Origin of the sequence: Roseburia sp. AM51-8 (assembly GCF_003478275.1) — a bacterium.
Classification (GTDB): Bacteria; Bacillota; Clostridia; order Lachnospirales; family Lachnospiraceae; genus Pararoseburia; species Pararoseburia lenta.
Genome location: NZ_QUEY01000003.1, coordinates 170,858 through 195,924, shown reverse-complemented (window position 1 = coordinate 195,924; position 25,067 = coordinate 170,858). Strand labels below are relative to the sequence as shown.

Here is a 25,067-nt window from a genome sequence, read left to right as displayed (position 1 = left end):
CCTTGTATCTATCAATCATTTACTAAGATACCATTATAAATGATTTTCTCTTTTTACACCAGATAATATATGAGGCGATGCCGGTGATGGTCTCCGCAATCGGAAATGCCATCCATACACCTGTGGCACCAAAAATACGGCTGAGAACAAATGCAGCAGGCATGATAACAATAGAGTAGCGCAACAAGGAAATCATTAAGGATGGAAGTCCCATGCCTATACCTTCGAGCGCGCCGCAGGTGGTCACGGATATCGCAGAAATGATAAAGCCAATACTGATGATGTGTAGGGCTTCTACGCCAAGCGATAGCGTTGTGGCATTTGTGGTAAAAAGTCCAAATAAGCGCTCCGGCATAATCCAGGAGAGCGTTGTTCCTAATACCATGAGAAATACGGTAAGTACAAGACCGGTTGCATAGATTTTGCGTACACGTTTGCCTTCGCCTGCGCCGTAATTGTATCCGACGAGAGGACGAATACCCTGAACAATACCGGTGGCAGACAGATAGATAAATGTCTGTAATTTGTAATACACCCCAAGTACCATGACATACGTCTCTGAAAAACCGGCTAAAATAGCATTTAACACAGAGATTAAGAAGGACGGCAGCGCCATGTTGAGTGTTGCCGGGATTCCTACGCCGTAGAGCCTTTTCAGAATCGAAGCATCTGGTTTGCAGTCAGCAACAGTAATATGAACAACGCGGGGCTTGCGATAGTAAAAAATGAAATAAGCAACCAGCGTCAGCACCTGACCGGATCCGGTTGCGAAGGCAGCACCCCAGATGCCCCATTTTGGAAAAGGTCCAATGCCAAAAATGAGAAGTGGATCCAAAATAATATTTGTTACAAAGCCTACCAACATGCAGACCATCGTTTCTTTCATCCAGCCGATTGCCTGGAAAATTTTCTCATAGGTAATACCAACGGTGACGACAGGCGCAAATAAAAAGACCAGATTGGCATACGTCAAAGCAAGAGAGAGCACATTGGTATTGTTTGTGTACATGGACAAAAAGCTCTTCATGCCAAGAAGCCCTAAAATGGTTAAAAGAATACCGTGGATGAGGTTGAAAAATACGCCCTGACTTGCAGCGAGATCTGCTGTCTTTTGCTCCTTTGCACCGAGGAAAAAGGCAATGGCAGCATTGATACCGACACCAAAGCCAACGGCGACTGAGGTGATGATATTTTGTGCGGGAAATACAAGAGAGAGGGCTGTCATGGCATCCTCACTCAGCTTTGCGATGAAATAGCTGTCAATGATGTTGTAGAGAGAATTGACTGCCATGGAAACGACCATGGGAAGTGCCATGGAAAGTACTAAGGGAAGTATTTTCTTTTCTTTCATAAACGTTTGATTCATTTTCGCGCATCCTTTCAAAAATAAATATTTTAAAGCATAAAAAATCGCCACAAGTAAAATGCAATGCACATTCTACTGTGGCGAAAAAAGACTATGCCTGAAAAGTCCACATCCTACAAAGAGTATGTAGGTTTTAGGAGTTTATTATAAGGGGAGAAGTTGACAGTGTCAATGATTTAGACTATATTCTTATTAATCTTAGGGGGAATACCATGATAGGGAAAAAAGAAATATATATTGGCTTGAAAAATGAAAGATATGATAGCATCTTACGGATATTGGATGAGAAGAAAATTAAATATGAGGTAAGAGCAATGGAAGAACATCATGTTCTGGATATAAATCGTGGTGGAGCGGTAGGACGTTTTGGCGAAAATAATGAAAGCAATAAGTGCGTAAGAATACTTATATCCAGAAAGGATTACAAAAGGGTAGGGGAGTTATCACAGTAATTTGCAACACAGGACACTTTTTCTAGTTAAAAGGTGTCCTTTTTTTGTGCCCTGACAGGCAGTAGAATACAAGTAGAAATCAAAAATGGGGGTAGCAAATGAAGTATTATTTAGCGATTGATATTGGCGCATCCAGTGGACGCCATATGTTAAGTTGGATAGAAGACGGCAAGATGCGCTTGCAGGAAGTCTACCGTTTTTATAATGGCATGGATCAGGTGGACGGACATCTTTGCTGGGATGTGGGACGTCTTTTTGCCGAGATTGTCGCCGGTATGAAAGAGTGTAAAAAGATCGGCAAGATCCCGACCTCTATGGGGATCGATACCTGGGCAGTTGACTATGTGCTTTTGGATGACAAGGATCAGGTACTGGGAAATACCTATGCCTACCGCGACAGTCGGACGGATGGCATGGATGCCCTAGTCTATGAAAAGATCCCGCAGGAAGATCTGTATGCCAGGACCGGTATCCAGAAGCAGATCTTTAATTCCATCTATCAGTTGATGGCACACAAGACACAGGAGGCAGAACTGCTTGGAAAAGCCAAGACTTTCCTTATGATCCCGGATTATTTCCACTTCCTGCTCACAGGTGTAAAGAAGCAGGAATATACCAATGCATCCACGACTCAACTGGTCAATGCCAAGACCAATGATTGGGACTATGATCTGATCGCAAAACTGGGTTATCCGAGAGACATCTTTTTGCCGATCGAAACGCCGGGTACAGAGGTCGGACATTTGAGCCGGACGATACAGGATCAAGTGGGCTTTGATTGCAGCGTGGTACTTCCGGCAACACATGATACGGGGGCGGCGGTCATGGCAGTGCCGAGCCTGTCGGACGATACGCTCTATATCAGTTCCGGCACATGGTCTTTGATGGGAACGGAATTAAAGACAGCAAATTGCAGCCCGGACAGTATGGCATGCAATTTTACAAACGAGGGTGGCTATGACCATCGCTATCGTTATCTGAAAAATATCATGGGACTTTGGATGATCCAGTCGGTACGCAAGGAGTTATCCCCGGACGAGGGATTCGGTTCTATCTGCGAACATGCGGCAACTGAGACAATCACATCGATCGTGGATGCCAATGACGACCGTTTTTTAGCACCGCAGAATATGACAGCAGAAGTACAGGCGGCTTGCAGGGAGTCCGGACAGAAAGTACCGGAGGGCATCTATCAGGTGGCAGCCGTGATCTACAACAGTCTTGCCAAATGTTATGCCGATACGGTTAGGGAAATCGAGAAGATTGAGCATGTGACCTATCCTTGCATCAACATTGTAGGTGGTGGTGCCAATGCTGCTTATCTGAATGAACTTACGGCAAAGGCTACCGGAAAAACGGTCTATGCCGGTCCAACGGAGGCGACAGCCATCGGCAATATCATGGCGCAGATGATCGCCGCAGGCGAACTGCAGGACTTGGCAGAAGCAAGAAAATGTGTATTCCATTCATTTGAAATAAAGGAGGAAAAAGGATGTTAGTTGAAACAAAAGCAAGAGTTGGTGTATTTGCCATCGCATTGGGAGCCTATTTACCACAGTTCCCATCACTGGTTCCTGAATTTGAAGGACAGTTTGCAGATTTTAAAAAGACCATACCGGACAGTGTCGAACTGGTAGACGGCGGCATTGTCACAACAAAAGAGGCAGCCATGGTAGCCGGAGACAAGTTCCGCGCAGCAGATGTTGACCTTGTTATCTTACAGATGCTTACCTATGCGACCAGCTACAATATGCTTCCGGCGATTCGTGATCTGAATGTGCCGGTCGTACTGGTCAATGTGCAGAAGAAAAAAGCACCGGACTATGCCAATACAGATACAGCCACCTGGCTGGGCGAACTTTACGCCTGCGGCGCTGTTGGTGAAATGGTTGCAGACTTGGAGCGTGCAGGAAAGAGACATGCCGTTATCACAGGTGTTGTTGAGGGCGGCGATCCTGAGGTGGAAAAGCAGATTGCTGAGTGGTGTACCGCAGCACAGGTAAGACGTAGATTCCGCAATACCAATATCGCCCAGATCGGTCGTCCATATCCGGGTATGATGGATCTTTATATCGATGAGACCAATCTTTACAACCGTATGGGCTTATATACCAAGCAGTTTGACTGGGAAAAAATGTGGGCGATCGCCGACGACATCACAGATGAAGATGCTATCCGTGCCAAGGCAGAAGACATCTTAGATACCTTTGACATCGAAGGCGGTGCGACAGTTGAGACGGTCTGGGAAATGGCAAAATATGTAGTGGCTTTTGAAAAATGGGTCAAGGACGAGCAGTTAGCACTGGTTGCTTCCCATTATGACGGTTTTGCACAGGCGTTGCCGGAAAACTGGATTCTATGCTGATCCCTGCATTTTCTATGCTGATCAAGCAGGGGACGGCATGTGCTGTAGAGGGTGACATCAAGGTTGCTATGGCGATGAGCATCTTAAAGACCATTGCCGGAACCGGTCAGTTGTCCGAGATGTACTCTATCGACTTTAACGAGGACATCTGCATTATCGGACATTCGGGCTCAGGTGATGCCGATATTTCCGTAGACAGAAAGCCGACCATGAAGATCGTACCGGTATTCCATGGCAAGACAGGCGGCGGTTATCTGACCCAGTTCTATCCACCGGCAGGCGATGTCACTTATCTTGCCATCACACAGGATAAGGACGGACATTTCAAGTTTGTTGTGGCAGAGGGTGTCAATGAGAAAGGACCGATCTTTACGTTTGGAGATACCAATATGAGAACCCGCTTCTCTATTGGTGCCAGAGAGTTCTGCAATCGCTGGAGCGAGGCTGGTCCGACACATCATATGGCAGCAGCCATTGGCAGACATATCGATGTCATTGAAAAGGTTGGAAAGATCTTAGACATTCCGGTAGAGGTTGTTTGTAGATAAAATATATTTATGAAGAGAGAGGAAATAAAAATGAAATTTTTAGACGCAGAATTTGTACAGGGATTTATCCGTATGGCCAACGATGGCTGGGAACAGGGCTGGCATGAGAGAAATGGCGGTAACCTTTCTTACCGTGTAAAGCCGGAAGAAGTAGAGTCTGTCAAAGAGAACTTTGAGCCAAAGGAGTGGCAGCCGATCGGCACAAGTGTGCCAAACCTTGCAGGAGAGTATTTCCTTGTAACAGGCAGCGGCAAATATTTCCGCAATGTCATCATTAAGCCGGAAGATTCCATCTGCATGATCGAGTTGGACGAGGCAGGCGAGAATTACCGTATCGTCTGGGGGCTTGTCAATGGCGGCAGACCAACCTCTGAACTTCCAAGCCATTTGATGAACCTGGAAGTAAAGAAGTTACAGGATCCGAAGTATCGTGTTGTTTATCATGCACATACGACCAATATCATTGCCCTTACCTTTGTTCTTCCATTGGAGGACAAGGTCTTTACAAGAGAGTTGTGGGAAATGGCAACCGAGTGTCCGGTCGTATTTCCGGATGGTATCGGCGTTGTACCTTGGATGGTTCCGGGCGGCAGGGAGATCGCTGTGGCGACCAGTGAACTGATGAAGAAATATGATCTTGCCATCTGGGCACATCATGGTACTTTTGCAGCAGGCGAAGACTTTGATCTGACCTTTGGCCTTATGCATACGGCTGAAAGTCTGCTGAGATCTTAGTCAAGATGCTGTCTATGCAGCCTAACAAACGTCAGACTATCACACCGGATGATTTCCGTCATCTGGCAAAAGATTTCGGGGTAACCCTCCCGGAAGAATTCTTATATGAAAAATAAGATCGTATATAAGATAGGTAGAATATAGAAGAAAAAAAGAAGTCCGAAAATGCTAGTCATGTTCGGACTTCTTTGTTATAATGGGTAGGCTTTATATAGAACAGAGGAGGATAGAAGGAGTTAAAGTGCAAAAGACAGTAGGAAAAAACAGCATTGATTTTGGGCAAGATGGGATCATGCACATCCTGTTTATTTTCAGGCGATCGGCGCACCCATCAAGAGTTCCGTTCTTACGATCGTCAGAACGGTAGTCCTCTTTGTGCCTTTGGGCTGGGTGTTTGCACACTTTGGCTTAAATGCATTTTGGCTGACCTATCCTCTGACAGAAATAATTACGACGATCACAGGTTATGTACTATATCGAAAGCAACTTAGGCAGATGAAACCTGCTAAATTGGGTTAAGAAAGGAAACATTATGGACAAAAAAGAATGGAAACAGGCAAAAAAAGCCTACAAAAAGGCAAAACACCGTGCAATCCGTCCTTGGAAAGGCATGAGCATTTTTTCTGCTATCTTTGCGGTTGTCTTTATCGCAGTCTTTGTCATTTGCTCCACATTTGACAATACCTTAGCAGCCTTTACCAGCGGTACTTTCTGGAAACTGGAAAATGAGGATGCGGATGCACAATACTTCACATCAGATTTTGACAAGGTGGAGGACAATGTGGCATACGGCACAGACTTATGCCAGCGTGTGGAAGCAGAAGGGGCAGCCCTTCTCATGAATGAAAATGACGCACTTCCTCTGAAGGAGGGAGCCAAGGTCAGTACTTTCTCCAATTCCAGCGTAAATATCGTTTATGGTGGAACCGGATCAGGAAATATTGACGCATCTTCCGCAGATACCTGGAAAGATGCCTTGGAGAGTGCGGGATTTTCGGTAAATAAGAAATTGTGGGATTTCTATGAGTCTGGCGACGGTGCCGAGTATGCATCCGACCGTGGCGGTACGGTAACGACCGCAGGTGCAACGACATCGGAGGTACCTTGGAAGGTATACACGGATGATGTCAAGAAATCCGTAGAAAAATATGGTGATGCAGCCCTTGTTATGATCTCCCGTGTGGGTGGTGAAGGCGCTGATGCAACCTATGATAAGAGCAATTATCTGGCATTGGATGACAATGAAAAAGATATGCTTTCCAATCTGGCACAGATGAAAAAAGACGGACAGATCAAAAAGGTCGTTCTTTTGATCAACTCCGCTAATGCTTTACAGGTAGATTTTTTAAAGGATAACACCTATGACATTGACGCAGTACTTTGGATCGGCGATGTCGGTATCAGCGGTATCAACGCTGTTGCAGAAATTTTGGCAGGTAAGGTCAATCCATCCGGTAGTCTGGTAGACACCTACTGCTATGACAATTATTCATCACCGGCAATGGCAAACTTCACACCGGTACAGTATGAAGGCTACGAAGAAGGCGTGATCCCGGACAGTGCGGATACCTATATGATCTATCAGGAAGGTATCTATGTCGGTTACAAGTATTATGAGACCCGCTATGAGGATGGGATTATGCAGACCGGTTCCGCAGGCGATTATGTTTACGGTGACAATGTGGCATTCCCATTTGGTTACGGTCTTTCTTACACGACTTTTGACTATAGCAACTATAGCCTTTCTTATGATGAGGCAAATCATCAGTACCATGCCAAGGTTACCGTGACTAATACCGGTAAAGTGGCTGGCAAGGAAACCGTACAACTTTATGTGCAGTCTCCATATACCACTTATGATGTCGAGAATAAAGTGGAAAAGGCATCCGTATCTCTGGTCGGCTTTGATAAGACACAGGAGTTGGAGCCGGGCGAATCTCAGGAACTTGAGATGGTCGTAGACGGCGCAGACATCGCATCTTATGATGCTTATGGCGCAGAGACTTATATCTTAGATGCAGGTACATATTATTTTACAGCAGCAACCGATGCCCATAATGCCGTAAACAATATTCTGGCAGCCAAGGGCTACAGTGCAGAAAACGGTATGGACGGACAGGGAAATGCAGCCCTTGTAGGCTCATGGAACAATCCGACATTGGATACCACGACCTATGCGGTTTCTGCCAACGGTACAGAGATCACCAACCAGTTGTCTGATTCAGATCTTAACCTCTATGAAGGTACAGAACAGAATGTGACTTACCTCAGCCGTAGTGACTGGGAAGGAACCTGGCCGACAGATACCGTAAAGATCGCCCTGACAGATCAGTTGATCGAGGATCTGCAACTGGTACAGTATGATGCCTCAGATTATGACGAGGTGGAAATGCCTACCATGGGGGCAGCACAGGAACTGACCCTTTACGATATGATCGGTCTGGATTATGAGGATCCACAGTGGGATGCTTTGCTTGACCAGTTGACTTTCGATGAGATGGTTTCCCTGATCGGCGATTCCTTCCATTGGACCATGCCGGTAGAGTCTGTACAGGCACCGGGATCCCGTGATGAGAATGGACCGCAGGGACTGACAGCCTCCCTCTTTAATGCAGATTCTTCAAAGATGGCTGCAACAGCCTTTACCTCCGAAGATATCATGGCTGCAACCTTTAACCGTGACCTTATGACGGAGATCGGGAAGGTAATCGGTAACGACTGCCTGTCTGCAAATGTAGCCATTTTATACGGCCCTGGAAACAACATCCATCGTTCCCCATATGGCGGACGTAACTTTGAGTATTATTCCGAAGATGGATTTTTGTCCGGTGAGATGTCACTTTATGAAGTGGCAGCCATTGAGTCTAAGGGCGTGCATGTCGTTATGAAGCACTTTGCCTTAAATGACTGTGAGCAGGATCGTCTGGGACTTGGTGTATGGCTTCCGGAACAGGCAGCCAGAGAGATCTATCTGAAAGCCTTCCAGGCACCGATCGAAGAAGGAAATGGCGGTGGTGTCATGGTTGCTTACACACGTTGGGGTGCGATCTGGTCAGGCGGCAACAAGGGCTTGATGACCGGTATCCTGCGTAACGAGTGGGGCAGCCAGGGACTTACCATCACCGATAATGTATTGACTAAGTATGTCAATGGTGTGGATGGTCTGATGGCAGGCGGTATCTCTACCTTTGATGCCATGCTTCCATACATCACCAACCAGTTGCCGGAATATGAAAATGATCCGGTTGTGGTCAGTGCTATGCGCGAGGCCTGCCACCATGACTTATATGCGATTGCCAATTCCGTTGCCATGAACGGCGTGGGAGAGAACACTCTGGTCAAGGCAGTGGAACTGAATCTGGTAAGAATCGTAAGAATTGTTATGATCGTCTTTATCCTCTTGTTTGTGGTATCTTTGTTACTCTTTATCAAGAAGAAAAAGGAATTTAAAAAGAGTCAGGCTTACGCTGACTTTCAGGAAGCAAAGAAAGCGCGCAAGCAAAAATAAATACAATCCTATAAAATGATGTAGAAAAAGATCCGAGGTCAAAAGGCTTCGGATCTTTTACCATATTTGTCCGGTTGCCGTTTTTTATGGGGAAATCCTTGGCACATTCTTTTCCAAGCCTTGCGAAATTAGGAAAAATCGTGCATTATATAAAGATGAAATCAGGAGAGAAAGGAAAAAGACATGTATCGGATTGCAGTAGTCGAAGATGAAGAACAGTACAGGGATGAAGTGTGTCAGTATATTCAAAAATACGAAGAAGAGCATAAACTGGAGTTTTTGGTCACGACCTATGCGGACGGACAGGAGATCGTGGATGATACAGAGGCGCGCTATGACATTATCTTTTTCGACATCGAAATGGCGCAGTTAAATGGCATGGATGCAGCCAAAGTGATCCGTGGGCGCGATGCAGATGTGGTCATGGTATTTATCACGAATATGGCACAGTACGCCATCGAAGGCTACGAAGTGGGCGCATTGGATTTTGTCTTGAAACCGATTGACTATTATGGCTTTGCCTTTCGATTGGAACGTGCTATCGGCCGTGTGCAAGGCAAGCGTGATAACTTAGAGTTTGCCATCAATACGCAGGGCGGTATGAAAAAACTCAATTCTAACGATATTTACTATATAGAGATAGAAAATCGATTTTTACATTATCATACAGCAGAGGGAGAGTTCGCCCAGCGTGGTACTTTGCAGAGTGCGGAAGAAATGTTTAAGGATTATCATTTTGTCAAATGTAATCATTGGTATCTGGTCAATCTCAAATATGTGACCGAGATTGAAGATAATGTGGTACATGTTGCCGGTGCGCAACTGGAGATCAGCAGACGAAACCGGGCGCACTTTTTGAAGGAAGTGACAGACTACATCGGAGGAGGCTTTTAACATGAATTTTTTACCCTATGCCAATCTATTAGAGCAGGTCTTTGTGGTACTGTCCGGTCTGGTCTATCTTATACCTTGCAGAAACGTGAACCGATCGAAGTTCGTTTTTTATCGGGACTCATCATGGGGGCGCCCTCATGGTTGGACCAGCGGTGGTCTTGCCGCAGAATGGTTCAACAAACTTTTTGCTTGTGGCCTTAGATCTGGTCGTTATGTCTTTTGTCGTCTATTATTGTGCCACCATAAAAAAGAGTGCGGCTTTTTATGTTGCGATCTGGTCCCTTGTGACTTCGCAGTTTTTTATGAATTTATGGCATGTTCTTTATCAGTTGTCTCCTTTTCGCAATAATGGCAGTCTGGCTGCCTTGCTCTGGGGCGTGCTTGGATTCTATGCCGTGGGGCTGGCGATTGTTGGGCTGACAACGGCGAAGTGTATGCCGGAAAAGGGAAAGTACCATATTGGACCGCGCCAGATGACATCCGCAGTTTTGTTCTTAGCAGTTTTTGAAATGCTGGATCAGATGATGCGCATCGTGCATTTTGGCAGATATAATCTCATGTATTATGTGGTACTGCTGGTCGTACAACTTTATTGTGTGTCCCTGCTTTTTATCCAGTCGGAACTTTTCAAAAAGTCTGCCTTGGAAAAGGAACTTTTTACCATGAATATGCTGATGAAGCAGCAGGAAGAACAGTATGAGATCACGCGCGATAACATCGACATGATCAATCAGAAATGCCATGACCTCAAGCATCAGGTTCGAGCTTTGCGGGGACTTGCCGATGATGAGAGCAAGGAACGTTATCTGAAAGAATTGGAGCAGTCGGTCGAGATCTATGGTGCGATCGTCAAGACCGGAAACGATGTATTGGATACGATTCTAACGGAAAAGAGCCTTTCTTGTCAGGCAAAGGGCATCAAGATCAATTGTATCGCGGACGGTAGCAAACTGGAATTTGTTGATCCGGTCGATCTCTATGGTATTCTTGGCAATGCCGTGGATAATGCCATGGAGGCGGTGGAAAAGATCTCGGATGCCAGAATGCGTCTGATTGATATTGCCATCTTTACCAGAGACCGTTTTCTGGTTATCAATATCACCAATCCTATGACCGGTCAGGTGAAATTAAAGAATGGACTGCCGGTCTCTACCAAGCCTCACAATGGCTATCACGGCTATGGGCTGCGCAGTATCCGGCATAGTTTGGGACGCTATGACGGCACGATGAGCGTGAACGTATCTGACCATACCTTTGAACTGAAAATGCTCCTGCCTTTGCCGTAAAAGGTGGGCAGACCACTTAGGGAAGTCTGACTACCACTTACGATAAGTATGTTGTTATTTGTTTTAGGAGCGTTTAAAATGCACATATACAAGCATGTTTTATAAAGGAGGAAGTATGAGAAATAGCATTTCCCTGAACCCAAATTGGAAATTTTCTATAAAAGATCAGCCTGCTATTGAGGTCAACATTCCACATACTTGGAATGCCATAGATGGACAGGATGGTGGCAACGATTATTACCGTGGTATCGGCACTTACGAAAAGACTTTTGCAAAGCCTGACTTTGATGCCAATACACAGGATGTTTATTTGGAATTCTGTGGTGTCAATGCGACGGCTACAGTCTTATTGAACGGTCAAAAAGTCGCTTCTCATGACGGCGGCTATTCTACTTTTCGTGCCAATGTGACAGCGCTTTTGCAGGAAGAAAATGATCTTCGCATTGCAGTGGACAACACAGTCAACACGAGAGTCTATCCACAGAAAGCAGATTTCACCTTTTATGGTGGTATCTATCGTGATGTCAATCTGCTGGTGGTATCCAAGAATCATTTTGAATTAGATTATTACGGTATGTCTGGTATGCAGATCACGCCGGAGGTAAAGGGCGATGCCGCAGACATCAACATGGAATCCTATGTGTATCTGGAGGAGGGCGCAGATGCCTCTGTTTACACTGTAGAACTTTCCATTTTAGACCATGAAGGACAGGTCGTTTTAAAAGAAGAAGTATCGCTTGCTGATTTTACCTTTGACCAGCCTCGCTTTGGCGCTATCACAGACGAAAACTGGCTCAAGGGCAAGGGGCGTGCCGCTGACCTTGTGGCGGATGTCAGCGTGGATCTTTCCCATACAGCCAGGCAGGCAGCATCCCATGTATTCCACATGGACCAGCCGCATTTGTGGAAGGGCGTGGTTGACCCGTATTTATATACCGCTAAGGCAAGCCTGCTATTTCACGGGCAAGTTCTAGATGAAATCAGCCAGCGTTTTGGCGTTCGTTCTTTTGCAGTATATCCGGATAAAGGATTTTACCTGAACGGAAAGCCATATCCGCTTCATGGCGTTTCCCGCCATCAGGATTTCAAGGGCATCGGAAATGCCATTCCCAAAGAGCAGCACAAGCGTGACATGGAACTGATCAAGGAGATCGGAGCCAACACCGTGCGTCTGGCACATTATCAGCATGATCAGTATTTCTATGATCTGTGCGATGAGGAAGGTATGGTTGTATGGGCAGAAATCCCATATATTTCCGAGCATATCCCGTCAGCCCGTGCCAATACGATCACACAGATGCGTGAACTGATCTTACAGAATTACAATCATACCTGTATTGTGACCTGGGGACTTTCCAATGAGATCACGATCTCTACCAAGAATAAAAAGGACATGTTAGACAACCATCATGTTTTGAATGATCTTTGCCATAACATGGATGCGACAAGAAAGACCGTACTTGCCTGCTATGCTATGTGCAATCCGTTTGGCAAGGTCGTACATATCTCCGATATTGTAAGTTACAATCTCTATCTGGGATGGTATGTGCCGGGCTTGTTCTTGAATGATATTTTCTTTGCCATCTTCCATACCAGATATCCGAAGCGCGTGCTGGGCTATTCTGAGTATGGTGCAGAGGGTATGCCAAACCTCCACAGTGAGCATCCGCACAGAGGAGATCACACGGAGGAATATCAGGCAAGATATCATGAATACATGGTACGCTGCTTTGCCAGATTTCCATGGCTTTGGGCAACCCATGTGTGGAATATGTTTGATTTCGCGGCAGATGCCAGAGATCAGGGCGGTGAGCCGGGCATGAACCACAAGGGACTGGTGACCTTTGACCGCCAGACCAAGAAGGATTCCTTCTACCTTTACAAGGCATACTGGAATGCAGAGCCTATGGTCCACATTTGCAGCAAGCGCTTTGTAGACCGTAAAAAGAACCGTATCACGGTCAAAGTCTACTCCAACCAGCCGAGTCTGCAATTCTACTGCAACGGAGAACTGGTTGCGACAAAAGAGGCAGATCATGTCTTTACCTGCAAGATCGATTTGAAAGACGGAGAAAACGAGATCCGCGTGGTAGCAGGAGATCTGGAAGATACGGCAACTTTTGTACGCACAGACACGCCGGCAAATTACAAACTTTCAAAGAAGCGTTCTAAGAGCGCGAACTGGGTATAGAACAGATATTTATTTAAGGAGGTTTATTCATGAGTGAAAAACAAAATGTGGAAGCAAGTGGACTGAACCGCGCAAAGCCGTATCAGTTGGTACTGTTTCCTCTGAACAATGGTGCTACCAATGTCTACTATGTATTGGTACTTTCCTACATTGCGACATTCGGTTCTAACGTACTTGCACTTGGACTGATGTTTGCATCTATTATGGTAACAGCCATGCGTCTTTGCGATGCTATCACCGATCCGATCATTGGTGCATTGATCGACCGCACTAATGGCAAGTTCGGAAAGTTCCGTCCATTTATGGTGATCGGAAATCTGATCATGGCAGTCAGCATCATCTTACTTTATATCGTAACGCCGTATATTCCGGCAGATATGATGCCGCTGCGTTATGTAGTCTTTGTACTTTTGTATTTTGTATGGGTTATCGGATACACTTTCCAGACTTCCTGTACCAGATCCGGACAGACCGTACTTACTAACGATCCAAAGCAGCGTCCGCTCTTTACCATCTTCAATACGGTGGGATCTTTAGTCGGTATGGGTGTGATGCAGTTCGTTGCGCCGATCCTGCGTGCCAACGTTGCGGATTACTCAAGTGCAGACTTTTACCGTGTATTAACACCAATTGGTGTTGTTATCTCAATCGTTTTGACCCTGCTTGCCGTGATCGGTATCTGGGAAAAGGATCAGCCGAAGTACTTTGGTGTCGGTGGAGAAAAACAGAAAAAAGTCAAAGTTTCCGAGTACATCGAGATCATCAAGAACAACAAGCCGATGCAGCGTCTGATGATCGCCGGAGCCGGATGCAAACTTGCGCTTTCTATCGCGACAAATACAACGGTTCTGTGTATGCTTTATGGTTGTATGATGGGCAATTATGACAGCCTCTATCTGCCGATGATGATCTTAGGCTATGCAGCGAGTGTACCATTCTTCCTTTTGACCGTCCGTACTTCCCAGAAGAAGGGACAGAAAGCATCCTTAGTCCGTTATGTATCCGTAGCACTTGTCTGCTATGTGGGCGTACTGGCACTCCTCTTATTGTGGAATCCGTCAAATGGCATGAATCTGGTATTCCCGAGCGTCAACGTATATACGATCCTCTTTATCATCTGCTTTGGTGTGGGTTATGGTGCTTACTATGCAACCGCCGATATGCCGATCCCGATGGTAGCGGATTGTTCCGACTACGAGACATATCGTTCCGGCAAATACATCCCAGGAATCATGGGAACTCTGTTTTCGCTGGTAGATAAACTGGTATCTTCCCTGGCTGCAACGGTCGTAGGTATCGCCGTAGGTGTGATCGGACTTTCCAATCTGCCGACCGCAGATACGCCATATGCACCGGGCATGAACTGGGTTGTTATCGTTCTCTTCTGCCTGATCCCAATGATCGCGTGGGCAGTGACCCTGATTGCTATGAAGGGCTATTCTCTGACCGGAGATCGCATGAAAGAGATTCAGGAAGTAAATGCCAAGCGTAAGGAAGCCATCGCAGAAGGCATGAGCTTAGAAGAAGCAATGGAAAAATACAAATAAATTTCACAAATACCCCCTTGTCTTGGCAGGGGGGCTTTTTGTATATTAGAGATAGAATTTGTTGGGACAAAAAGAGGTGGGAAGATGGAGACATTTGACTTTTATTTTTTTACACTGACAGCAGAGCAGTTGATGACCTGTCTAAAGACTTTGCAACTGGCGGGCATCTTTATTCCGGTGGTCAGTATCGTTGTGATCTTACAAAAGGAGCAGAGTAAGGGGGCAACCTATCTCATGCTTGCCAATGCCGCCTGTTCCATTGTCAACTGTGCTTATCTGATGATCCTGGAAACGGACAATTCTCAGGCGTTGACGACGGCGTACCGCATGGAGTATGTCGGCATCTCACTTTTCTTTTTCTTCTTTATCCTCTTTATGATGGAATACCAGCATATGCGCTTTTCCCGCGTCGTTTCGATCGGGTGGCCTCTGTTTGAACTGATCGAGGTACCACAGATGTGGATGCGGTCTTCGACTCATATCATTTTAAATGAGGAAGGACAGGAGTTAGACCAGGCGGCGCAGAAAGTGTCAGAGGCAGTTGGCAATATTGCGGGTGCAAATGGCAACACATCCGATGCAGTTCAAAACGGGCAGCGTATGATCGGTGAAATGGGCAAGGAGTGGATGGGAAATGTGCATATCTCTCTGGATGAGCGCCTTGGCATGTATCAGGTCAATATGGATGGCGGTGTTCTCTACTATGTACGTTACGGCTTGATCGCATCCATGCTCTTATTCCTCTTTGTCTATACGCTTTGCCGTTTTATCAAAATGAAGAATAAAACCGAGCGACACAACCTTTTTCATCTGATGCTGGCACAGGGCTTCCTATTGGTCATGCTCATCTTTTCCCAGTTTGCAGATATTCCTTTCGATATCATGCCGATCGCATCCTCCGTCGTGATCTGCGTCATGACCTTGAGTGTCATGGTGGGTGAATTTTTCACGGTGACTGACCAGGGGCGTGACTGGGTATTCGAGCATACTAACGATGTCTTTTTGATCGCAGATGATGCCTACGGTTATCTGGATGCCAACCGTTATGCCAAGAAACTTTTTCCGGTCTTACGCCGTTTTCACAAAAATCAGGAACTTCCGGAGGAAGTTTTGCAACTCTTTCAGACGACAGAGGATGAGGTGGAACTGGATGGCAGATTTTACGAGCGCCGTCTGGCGACCTTATATCAGAATGAAAAGCACAAGAAAAAGATCGCGGGTTATAGCCTGATCTTAGTGGATGTGACAAAGCAGTTACAACTGGTGCAGGAGGCAGAGGCTGCCAACGAAGCCAAGTCTGCCTTTCTTTCCAATATGTCACATGAGATCCGTACCCCGATGAATGCCATTGTCGGCATGACCGAGATCATGCTGCGTGGGGATGTGACGGAGGAGCAGGAGGAGTACCTATCCAATATCAAAGTATCCGGGGAAGCCTTTTAAATATCATCAATGACATTCTGGATTTTTCCAAGATCGAGTCCGGCAAGATGGACTGGTAGAAGAAGACTATGCACCCATGTCTATGATCAGTGATCTGGGCATTATGTTTTTGACCAGAATCGGTGAGAAAAATGTGGAACTCCTTTACGATATTGACCCGACCCTGCCAAAGACTTTACATGGGGATGGTCTGCGCGTGCGCCAGATCATCATCAATATCTTAAACAATGCCGTCAAATTTACAGAAAGAGGCTATGTGAAACTTTCGATCAAGGTGGAGGATAAGACGGAGCAGGATCTTGTCCTTGCCGTGAGTATCAAGGATAGCGGATCCGGCATCCGCGAGGAAGACCAGAAGAAACTTTTCCAGTCCTTCTCTCAGGTTGACAGCCGGAAAAATCATTCCAAAGAGGGAACCGGTCTGGGGCTTGCCATTTGCCGTCAGTTGGTTGAAATGATGGGGGGACAGATTGGTGTCAGAAGCACTTACGGACAGAGCAGTGAGTTCTACTTTACCATCCGCCAGAAGATCTCAGAGGAGAGTCCGGTTGCCAGTCTGCCGGAGGAGAAAAAGACCCTGCAGATCGGTGGTGCTTTTTCCAATACCTATTTGCAGGAGAACTTCGAGCGTCTGGTGCGTGCCTACGGCATAGAACCGATCGCGCCGGATGTCATGGCAAAAGACCGCCCGCATGTAGACTTCCTCTTTACGGATACCCTGGTCTACGAGGAGCACAAGGATGCCATCCATGGTTCTTTGTTGGGAGATAAGCAGATCTGCGTTCTGCAAAATCCGGTACAGGAGGCTTTGCGGGATGCCAAGGTCATGGTCATGAACAAGCCGCTCTATTCGCTCAACTTCTGTCAGGCGATCCGCAGAGAGAGACAGGTGACCTACGCGGGCACTTCTGCGGTCTTGAATTTCAAGGCACCGGAGGCAAAGATCCTTCTGGTCGATGACAATAAGCTGAACTTAAAGGTTGCGATTGGTTTGCTGGCACCTTTGCAGATGCAGATCGACACGGCAGAAAACGGGAAACAGGCGCTGGAAATGCTGGAGGCGCATACCTATGATCTGGTCTTTATGGATCACATGATGCCGGTCATGGATGGTGTGGAAGCCACCCGTCGGATCCGTGAGTGGGAAAAGGGCAGTCAGGAGCATGAGATCGTGATCGCCCTCACGGCAGATGCCATGAACGGCGCCAAGGAGGAGTTTGTAGCGGCAGGCATGGATGATTTTGTGGCAAAGCCGATTGAGATCAAGGAGATCTGCGGCAAGTTAAAACAATATCTGCCTGAGGATAAGATCATCAAGACAGAGGATGTGGCAGCAGAGGAGGAGGAGGAAGAACTGCCTGTCATTGAAGGACTTAATGTAGAAGAAGGCGTGCATTACTCGGGAGGCAAGAAACTTTTCTTGAGCCTCTTGGGAGACTACTACAAACTGATCGATACCAAGACGAAAAAGATGCAGCAGTGTCTGGCAGATGGTATGATCCGGGATCTGACCATCGAAGTCCATGCCCTCAAGAATACCTCCCGCATGATCGGTGCAGACCGTCTGTCTGCCCTCTTCAAGGAAATGGAAGACCTGGGCAATGCCAATGACCGAAAAGGACTTGAAGAAAGACTGCCGGAAGTATTAGAATTATATACAAGTTATAAAGAAGTCCTGCGTTCTTACGGAAGTCTGGACGAGGCAAATTTACAGGAGACCTCAAAGGAAGAACTGAGCCGTATCTTAGGTCAGATGGCAGATGCTATGGATGACTTTGATCTGGACGGCGTAGATGCTGCCATGGCAGAATTGGAAGGATATCGTATGCCGGAAGATCTGGCAGAGGATATGGACGCACTGCGGGCAGCGGTTGCGGATGTCGCCATGGAAGAAGTCATGGATCTTTGTCATGCCATGGTGGATAAGTTGGGGTAAAAAAGAAAAGTAAGTGGAGAAAATGATGAAGGAAACGTATAAGATTTTGATCATATCAGAGGTACAGGGATATATTATCATGTCTCTCAAGGATAAGATAAAAGAGGCGGGCTATCAGGTAAGCGTGGTCGATCCGGATGTGGCACAGATCTCAGCCGAGCGTGATACCATCGGCGCCTATCTGATCTATGGATCGGACGGGATCGGAGATATGCAGCAGGCTCTGATCTATCTCAAAGACCAGTCAGCCGAGCGCGACATTCCCATCTTTACGGTGGGAAGCAGGGAAGAAAATGACGCTATCGGACGTGTGATCTCAGGCCACCTCATCCGTCAGTTTTTTGAGCGCCCGGTCAATGTCAATGAATTGGTGGAAGTTATCGATACCTATATCGCAAAGTTTGGCGCACAGCACAAGAAAAAGGTTCTGGTCGTAGATGATTCCGGGGCAATGCTGCGCAATGTCAAAGGCTGGCTGGAAGACCGCTATCAGGTCATCTTAGCAAATTCCGGTGCCATGGCGATCAAGTATTTAGCGACCAACCGCCCGGATCTGGTACTGTTAGATTATGAAATGCCGGTCGTAGATGGCAGACAGGTGCTGGAAATGATCCGTACAGAGACAGAATTTTCCGATGTTCCGGTCATTTTTTTGACAGGTAAGGATGATAGGGAAAGTGTGATGCAGGTCATGGCACTCAAGCCGGAAGGCTATCTGCTCAAGACCATGGAGCCGGCAAGGATCATCGCGGAAGTCGATGCTTTCTTTGAACGCCAAAAGGCAAAATTATTTGATTAAATGATCTCTTCGACATAGAGATCCAGACGTTTGGACAGATCTACAAATTCTCCGCTTTCTAATTGGATGAGAGGGCGGAGAAGTTTTTTTGTGTCGATCATGCTGATCTTGCCCTGACTGCCATCGCTCAGACGGACAGAGTTGCCAACATAGGTCTGGGCGATATGTTCCAAAAAGGTCAGGATGAATTTGGGGTTGTATTCGGTTAGTCCATTGCTTTCAAAGAGGGCGATCACTTCAAAAGGACAGACTGCCGAACGGTAGCAGCGATCCGAAGTCAGTGCGTCGTAGACATCCGCAATGGCTACGATGGAAGCAAAGGTGTCAATACGGTCCCCGGTAAGACCGAAAGGATAGCCCTTGCCGTCAAAACGTTCGTGGTGCATGAGAGCGGCATTCTTGATCCGCTTGTCGATGCGCTCCTGTTCCATCATGCGGTAGCCTAAAACCGTATGTGTCTTCATGATCTCATATTCTTCCGGTGTCAGCCGGTCAGGTTTTTCCAAGATCTCATCCGGGATCTGTACTTTTCCCACATCATGTAAAAGCCCACACAGGGTCAAAACATCCAGATTGGCTTCATCCAGATCTGACCACATACCGATCAGGCGTGAAATGACGGCGACATTGATGCTGTGCACATAGGTGGAGTCGTCCAGATCACGCATATTGTGCAGCATATCCAGTAAGGAAAAGGAAGCACGATTGTGGTCGAAAAGTTCCAGCGTGTCCTGTAAAAGGGCAGACGTATCCAGATGCGCATCGCCGGCAACAAAACGACTCAACTGTTCCTGAAAAATGCTGGCACTCTGCGTATAATGCTCCCTGAATTCTTTGAAAGATTCGCTCTGGCGGATACGTTTGGCGTAAGTCGGTTCGCTACGGTCTGCCTTTTCAAAGGACATTGGATCAATTTCATTTGGCAGGATCGTAACGGACGGTACATGGTAGTATTTCATGTGCTGGATCATCTGCTGACTTAAAATGGAGCCTCTGAGAACGATCAACTGTCCACGGGGCGTAAAGACATCAGCCGCAACGATCATGCCGGGTTGTAATTCGTTCAGTGGATAGGTAACCATGGCAAGTTTCCTCGCTTTATCTACTAATATCGATCATTTTAATATGAAGAAATTATAACATGTTTCCCTCTTTAATAAAACCTTAACAAAAGTAAAATATTTATGCAATACTGACGCTCTATGATACTACCTGTAACAAACAAAGAAAGAAAAATTTAAAAATAGAAAAGGAGCAGAAAGATCATGAGTAGAAAATATTTAGTAACAGGAGCAGCAGGATTTTTGGGAAGCACGGTATGCAGGCAGTTGGTGGAAGAAGGGGCTGACGTGAGAGCCTTTGTTCTGCCAAACGATCCGGCAGCAAAATATATCCCGGAGTCCGTGGAAGTCGTAGAAGGAGATCTGTGTGACAAGAAATCCTTGGAGCCATTCTTTGCCGTAGAGGAGGGCGTGCACACGGTAGTCCTTCATGTGGCAAGCATGGTAACGACCAATGCAGATTACAGCAAGAAATTGGTTGACGTTAATGTGGGCGGCACCAAGAATATCATTGCAAAGTGCTTAGAGCATAAAGAATGTGACAAACTTGTCTATGTCAGCAGCACTGGAGCCATCCCGGAAGCACCAAAGGGAAGAAAAATCCGTGAAGTAAAGAAATTCGATCCGGATCAGGTCGTAGGCTGGTATTCCAGAACCAAGGCAATGGCAACACAGGCGGTTTTGGACGCAGTCACGGAAAAAGGTTTAAATGCCTGCGTCGTTCATCCAAGCGGAATCCTTGGACCAAATGATTTCTCCATCAGCGAGACGACCGGAACCATCATCCGTATCATCAACGGAGATATGCCGATGGGTATGGAGGGATCCTTTAACCTGTGCGACGTCAGAGACTTGGCAGACGGTGTGATCGCTGCTGCAGATAAGGGGATGGCAGGCGAGTGTTATATCCTTGGAAACGAGGAAGTGACCATGCGCCAGCTCAGTGACATGATCGCGTCCGAGACAGGCTGCACACCGATCAAGCATTTTCTGCCATTACCGGTAGCAAAGGGAATTGCGAAGATTGCAGAAAAGACAGCCGGTATATCCGGAAAGAAACCGGTTATGACCGCCTTTGCCGTATATAATTTGGAGAGAAACAATACGTTTGACTACAGTAAGGCGAAGAAAGTATTAGGCTACCATACCCGCCCATATACCGAGACCGTTCGTGATGAAGTACAGTGGTTACAGCAGGAAGGCAAGATCAAGACTGCGTAAATCCCGGGAAAAGAAGTAAACAGAATTTTACGAAAAAGCAAGAAAATTCTGAAAAACTCAAATCGTGTGAAAATTCTCGGGGGGGGGTAAAACTATACCATAAAATTTAAAAACGCTTGTTGAAATATCTGACAATAAATGGTAATATTTTCATGGGTTACAAGACCTTTGAGTAGGACAGCAGAGGCTGAAAATCCTTTGTGCTGCGCAGGAGGCATAACAAAGGATGAAGCACAGGAGGATATTACATGAAAGATAAGATGATTTCTCAGGAATTATTGGAGATATTGGGAGAACCCCAAGAAGCAATCACACATGAGCATACATCGGACAATGAAGGGGAAAAGGAAGTTTTCCTCTTCTTTGAGCGCGCAGCAGAATTGTTTTCTACCTGCATGAATGATTATCTATATGTTTGGGATCTGGAACATGACGTTTATTATATTACAGAGAGGGCAGTGGCACGTTTTGACCTGCCCTCTAATATTTTCCAGAATGTAGATGAGGTGCACAAACGTGTGGTTCACCCAGATGATTATAATCTGCTACTTACAGATATGAGCGAGATGCGCAGTGGGCGTAAGTCCTGGCACAATCTGCGTTATCGCTGGATGAGTGTCAATCAGGAACCGGTCTGGATCAACTGTCAGGGGCGTACGATCCGTTCGGAGGATGGCAAAGTCTTTCTTATGATCGGCTGTATCAATGAGATCGGTGAGAAGAAAAAGGCTGACAATGTCAGCGGACTTCTGGGTGAAGTGACCTTTCAGGAGCAGATAAAGCAGTTCCATAAAATGCCGCGATGCTATATTTTACGTTTGGGGATTGATGATTTTAAAAATATCAATGAAACGCTGGGCATAGGTTATGGCGATCACGTTCTTTTTGATGTTGCTACCTGTATCAAGGATTGTCTGGAACCGGGGCAGGCCGTTTATCGGATGACATCGGATGAGTTTGTGGTCTTTGATCTTATCAGTAAGACCAAAGAAGATGCCAAGGCTTTGTATAGCAATATCCGATATCATGTGGCACAACATATCAAGGAGCACGAATATGAGGCTTTATATACCTTGTCTTGTGGGGTGATTTCTGACGCAGATTTAGAAACGCTGGACTACGAACAGATTACCAAGTTATCGCAGTTCGCCCTCAGTCGCGCCAAGGAGCGTGGTAAGAATCAGCTGGTATTCTTTGATCGAGAGGATTATGATACCTTTGTTGCCAACCGGCAGATGACGCGCAATCTGCGAAAGGCGGTTTCAAAGGAATACCAGGGATTTGAGTTGTATTTTCAGCCGATTATGCGTGTGGGATCCGAGGAGATCTTCGCGGCAGAAGCCTTGCTTCGCTATCGTGATGCCGAGGGAACACTTATTCCACCATACCGTTTTATTGATCAATTGGAGGAAAGCGGTCTGATCGTGCCGGTTGGCAGATGGATCATTGATACCGCATTGCGGGCATGTGTGGAATGCCAGAAGATACGGCCTGATTTTAAGGTCAGCATCAATTTCTCTTATGTACAGATTTTAAAGAGTTCTGTTTATGAGGATCTGACAAGCGCAATAGAAAAATATCATTTGAAGCCGGAGAGCGTCATTGTGGAATTGACAGAAAGCGGATATCTGGCGCGCAACTCTATTGTGACAAAACTCTGGAGAAGATTAAAAGAATATGGTGTGCAGATGGCACTGGATGATTTCGGTACGGGCTATTCCAACCTGATCAACTTATCCCAGATGCAGCCGGATATCTTAAAGATCGACCGTGAGTTCACCTGCAAGGCACTGAATAGTGATTACGAACACCAACTTCTAAAGCAGATCATTGAGATGGTTCATAGCCTCAATATCAAAGAAGTGGTCGAGGGTATCGAGGAAAAGGACGAGTTAGACCGTATTACGGCGATGGGACCGGATTATATTCAGGGCTATTATTACAGTAAGCCTTGTCCAATCGACGATTTCATGGACAAGTTTATTGATAAAGAGTAGATGGAGAAGATCTATGGGGGATATAGGAAGATCTGCAGAGCAGGTAAAAGATAATACAATGCATGCCATAGACACGACTGGTCTGTCCGATCGTGTCTTTGATGTGTTTGCAGCGACGGCCAAGAGAGGATATCTCTTCCTCTGCAATATGAAAACCAATGCGTCACGCTGGTCCAGACGTGCTATGGCGGATTTTGATATGCCGGGAGAATATATGTATGATGCCGGCGCTATCTGGGAAAAACGGATACATCCGGACGATCTTGCCATGTATCAGGAGAGCATGAAGCGTATTTTTGATGGTACAAGCATGAGTCAGAACCTTATGTATCGTGCAAAAAACACTGAGGGCAAATACGTCATGTGCTCATGTGAGAGTTCTGTCTTCAAGAGCAAGGACGGGGAGATAGATTATTTTGCCGGTACCATTACTAATTATGGTATCATGGATGAGATTGACAATGTGACACATCTTTCCAGCAAATCCGCCTTTTTAGAGCGCTTGGAAGAAATGACAGAGGAAGATAGGTCAACTACGGTCATGATGCTGGTCATTGACAAATTGAGCAGTATCAATACCTTGTATGGCTACCGCTTTGGAGACGAGGTGCTGCGGTTTTTCGGGGCAGAACTGCAGAAGATTGTTGGTGAACGAGGAACGGTCTATCACATGGATACGTCCATGTATGGGGTCTGCATGCATGATATGGATCGGGCACAGACCAAACTGCTCTATGATGCAATTCGAGCCATGGCATATCGGGGGTTTGACATCGGTGACAAGCATGTAACCTGTCGTGTGCTGGGGAGCGCTGCTATTTTTGGCAATGCACATGGAGAGGTAGATCGTATTACAGCGAATCTGGGTTATGCGATCGGACAGTCCATGACCATCTATCATGGAGATATTGTTTTTTACAATATGGAAAAACATAAGCATGAATTTGGCGATCGGGATATGATCGGCACGATCTACCAGCAGATTATGACTGATTTTTCCGGATTTTCCCTCTACTACCAGCCGATCGTAGATGCCAGAAATAATCGGATCATAGGTGCAGAGGCTTTGATACGCTGGCAGGATGACAAGTATGGATTTGTATCGCCAGACCGTTTTATTCCTTTTATTGAGCAGAACGCCTGTATTTTTGAACTGGGTAACTGGGTTATATGGCAGGCTTTGCAGGATGCAACAGAGATGCGTCAGATCATTCCTGATTTTATTATCAATGTCAATATTGCGGCTCCCCAGTTGGAGCGCAAGGAATTTCGGCAGGAGGTCTTAAATGCCCTGCATGATACGGCATATCCGCCGGAAAATCTCTGTCTGGAACTGACGGAACGCTGCCGAGAACTGGATACTGACTTCCTGCGAGGAGAGATCGAATTTTTCCGCAGTCAGGGCATCCGGGTTGCCATGGATGATTTCGGCACGGGCAATGCTTCTTTGCAACTGGTCTTGGAACTGCCTTTGGATGAGATCAAGATCGACCGGTCTTTTGTGCAGAATATACAGAATCAGCCTATGAATCAGATCATTGTATCGGCAATTGCTGATGGGGCAGGGACGATTCATGCAGATCTCTGTATTGAGGGTATTGAAGATCAGGCGCTGGAGTTGTATCTGCAGCAGTATCATCCAACCTATTATCAAGGTTATTACTATTCCAAGCCGGTGGCTAAGGGGGATTTCTTATCCTTGATTTCATCTTAGGAAA

Annotated in this window: 17 protein-coding genes and 1 pseudogene; 16 read left to right on the top strand and 2 right to left on the bottom strand. The window is 46.3% G+C overall.

All coding sequences use genetic code 11. From position 1 onward, the window contains the following. Window positions 1-22: 22 nt before the first annotated feature. On the bottom strand, window positions 23-1,366 hold the full coding sequence (locus DW996_RS07760; protein ID WP_118535347.1) for an MATE family efflux transporter: 1,344 nt from the start codon (window positions 1,364-1,366) through the stop codon (window positions 23-25). Between the two features lie 212 nt (window positions 1,367-1,578). Between DW996_RS07760 and DW996_RS07755 the strand changes: the two genes are divergently transcribed. From DW996_RS07755 to DW996_RS07700, 13 genes and pseudogenes are all read left to right on the top strand, one after another. Further along, on the top strand, window positions 1,579-1,818 hold the full coding sequence (locus tag DW996_RS07755; RefSeq protein ID WP_118281643.1) for a hypothetical protein: 240 nt from the start codon (window positions 1,579-1,581) through the stop codon (window positions 1,816-1,818). Window positions 1,819-1,916: 98 nt separating this feature from the next. After that, a complete protein-coding gene (gene rhaB / locus DW996_RS07750) occupies window positions 1,917-3,317 on the top strand; it encodes a rhamnulokinase (RefSeq protein ID WP_118535346.1) in 1,401 nt (466 codons plus the stop codon). Continuing rightward, complete coding sequence (locus DW996_RS13345; protein ID WP_243098714.1) at window positions 3,311-4,183, top strand: hypothetical protein; 873 nt, start codon at window positions 3,311-3,313, stop codon at window positions 4,181-4,183. Before rhaB ends, DW996_RS13345 begins: the two co-directional genes overlap by 7 nt. Continuing rightward, entirely contained in the window at window positions 4,177-4,731 is a 555-nt protein-coding gene (locus DW996_RS13340; protein WP_243098713.1) for a hypothetical protein, read from the top strand. Before DW996_RS13345 ends, DW996_RS13340 begins: the two co-directional genes overlap by 7 nt. A 30-nt stretch (window positions 4,732-4,761) precedes the next feature. After that, window positions 4,762-5,582 (top strand): annotated as a pseudogene (gene rhaD, locus DW996_RS07740) (rhamnulose-1-phosphate aldolase). Between the two features lie 416 nt (window positions 5,583-5,998). Next, window positions 5,999-8,974: a beta-glucosidase gene (locus DW996_RS07735; protein WP_118535345.1), complete on the top strand. Its 2,976-nt coding sequence runs from the start codon at window positions 5,999-6,001 to the stop codon at window positions 8,972-8,974. Between the two features lie 183 nt (window positions 8,975-9,157). Then, window positions 9,158-9,868, top strand: a complete 711-nt coding sequence (locus DW996_RS07730) for a LytR/AlgR family response regulator transcription factor (RefSeq protein ID WP_118535344.1) — start codon at window positions 9,158-9,160, stop codon at window positions 9,866-9,868. A gap of 137 nt (window positions 9,869-10,005) precedes the next feature. Next, on the top strand, window positions 10,006-11,154 hold the full coding sequence (locus DW996_RS07725) for an ATP-binding protein (protein ID WP_118535343.1): 1,149 nt from the start codon (window positions 10,006-10,008) through the stop codon (window positions 11,152-11,154). A gap of 115 nt (window positions 11,155-11,269) precedes the next feature. Continuing rightward, on the top strand, window positions 11,270-13,345 hold the full coding sequence (locus DW996_RS07720; RefSeq protein WP_118535342.1) for a glycoside hydrolase family 2 protein: 2,076 nt from the start codon (window positions 11,270-11,272) through the stop codon (window positions 13,343-13,345). Between the two features lie 29 nt (window positions 13,346-13,374). Next, window positions 13,375-14,892 (top strand): MFS transporter, encoded by a 1,518-nt coding sequence (locus tag DW996_RS07715; protein WP_118535341.1) that lies wholly within the window; start codon window positions 13,375-13,377, stop codon window positions 14,890-14,892. 84 nt (window positions 14,893-14,976) lie between these two features. Continuing rightward, on the top strand, window positions 14,977-16,335 hold the full coding sequence (locus DW996_RS07710; RefSeq protein WP_118535340.1) for a sensor histidine kinase: 1,359 nt from the start codon (window positions 14,977-14,979) through the stop codon (window positions 16,333-16,335). A gap of 76 nt (window positions 16,336-16,411) precedes the next feature. Continuing rightward, on the top strand, window positions 16,412-18,271 hold the full coding sequence (locus DW996_RS07705; protein ID WP_118535339.1) for a hybrid sensor histidine kinase/response regulator: 1,860 nt from the start codon (window positions 16,412-16,414) through the stop codon (window positions 18,269-18,271). Between the two features lie 25 nt (window positions 18,272-18,296). Further along, window positions 18,297-19,070, top strand: coding sequence for a response regulator (locus DW996_RS07700; RefSeq protein ID WP_243098712.1), 774 nt, complete (start codon window positions 18,297-18,299; stop codon window positions 19,068-19,070). On the opposite strand, the gene DW996_RS07695 is transcribed toward DW996_RS07700, so the two are convergent. Next, window positions 19,067-20,152 carry an HD-GYP domain-containing protein gene (locus DW996_RS07695; protein ID WP_118535337.1) on the bottom strand — a complete coding sequence of 362 codons (1,086 nt, stop codon included), beginning with the start codon at window positions 20,150-20,152 and terminating at the stop codon, window positions 19,067-19,069. The genes DW996_RS07700 and DW996_RS07695 overlap by 4 nt on opposite strands. Window positions 20,153-20,335: 183 nt before the next feature. On the opposite strand from DW996_RS07695, the gene DW996_RS07690 reads away from it, so the two are divergent. The 3 genes from DW996_RS07690 to DW996_RS07680 all read left to right on the top strand — a co-directional run bounded on the left by DW996_RS07690 (window position 20,336) and on the right by DW996_RS07680 (window position 25,063). Then, on the top strand, window positions 20,336-21,352 hold the full coding sequence (locus tag DW996_RS07690) for an NAD-dependent epimerase/dehydratase family protein (RefSeq protein WP_118535336.1): 1,017 nt from the start codon (window positions 20,336-20,338) through the stop codon (window positions 21,350-21,352). A 248-nt stretch (window positions 21,353-21,600) separates the two neighbouring features. Further along, complete coding sequence (locus tag DW996_RS07685) at window positions 21,601-23,349, top strand: bifunctional diguanylate cyclase/phosphodiesterase (protein WP_243098711.1); 1,749 nt, start codon at window positions 21,601-21,603, stop codon at window positions 23,347-23,349. A gap of 13 nt (window positions 23,350-23,362) precedes the next feature. Next, window positions 23,363-25,063, top strand: coding sequence for an EAL domain-containing protein (locus DW996_RS07680; RefSeq protein ID WP_118535335.1), 1,701 nt, complete (start codon window positions 23,363-23,365; stop codon window positions 25,061-25,063). Window positions 25,064-25,067 lie beyond the last annotated feature (4 nt).

Bases quoted from the DNA above. Each gene is read 5' to 3' on its own strand.
- DW996_RS07760 (WP_118535347.1), bottom strand. From the start codon at position 1,366: ATGAATCAAACGTTTATGAAAGAAAAGAAAATACTTCCCTTAGTACTT.
- DW996_RS07755 (WP_118281643.1), top strand. From the start codon at position 1,579: ATGATAGGGAAAAAAGAAATATATATTGGCTTGAAAAATGAAAGATAT.
- rhaB (WP_118535346.1), top strand. From the start codon at position 1,917: ATGAAGTATTATTTAGCGATTGATATTGGCGCATCCAGTGGACGCCAT.
- DW996_RS13345 (WP_243098714.1), top strand. From the start codon at position 3,311: ATGTTAGTTGAAACAAAAGCAAGAGTTGGTGTATTTGCCATCGCATTG.
- DW996_RS13340 (WP_243098713.1), top strand. From the start codon at position 4,177: ATGCTGATCCCTGCATTTTCTATGCTGATCAAGCAGGGGACGGCATGT.
- DW996_RS07735 (WP_118535345.1), top strand. From the start codon at position 5,999: ATGGACAAAAAAGAATGGAAACAGGCAAAAAAAGCCTACAAAAAGGCA.
- DW996_RS07730 (WP_118535344.1), top strand. From the start codon at position 9,158: ATGTATCGGATTGCAGTAGTCGAAGATGAAGAACAGTACAGGGATGAA.
- DW996_RS07725 (WP_118535343.1), top strand. From the start codon at position 10,006: ATGGTTGGACCAGCGGTGGTCTTGCCGCAGAATGGTTCAACAAACTTT.
- DW996_RS07720 (WP_118535342.1), top strand. From the start codon at position 11,270: ATGAGAAATAGCATTTCCCTGAACCCAAATTGGAAATTTTCTATAAAA.
- DW996_RS07715 (WP_118535341.1), top strand. From the start codon at position 13,375: ATGAGTGAAAAACAAAATGTGGAAGCAAGTGGACTGAACCGCGCAAAG.
- DW996_RS07710 (WP_118535340.1), top strand. From the start codon at position 14,977: ATGGAGACATTTGACTTTTATTTTTTTACACTGACAGCAGAGCAGTTG.
- DW996_RS07705 (WP_118535339.1), top strand. From the start codon at position 16,412: ATGTCTATGATCAGTGATCTGGGCATTATGTTTTTGACCAGAATCGGT.
- DW996_RS07700 (WP_243098712.1), top strand. From the start codon at position 18,297: ATGAAGGAAACGTATAAGATTTTGATCATATCAGAGGTACAGGGATAT.
- DW996_RS07695 (WP_118535337.1), bottom strand. From the start codon at position 20,152: ATGGTTACCTATCCACTGAACGAATTACAACCCGGCATGATCGTTGCG.
- DW996_RS07690 (WP_118535336.1), top strand. From the start codon at position 20,336: ATGAGTAGAAAATATTTAGTAACAGGAGCAGCAGGATTTTTGGGAAGC.
- DW996_RS07685 (WP_243098711.1), top strand. From the start codon at position 21,601: ATGAAAGATAAGATGATTTCTCAGGAATTATTGGAGATATTGGGAGAA.
- DW996_RS07680 (WP_118535335.1), top strand. From the start codon at position 23,363: ATGGGGGATATAGGAAGATCTGCAGAGCAGGTAAAAGATAATACAATG.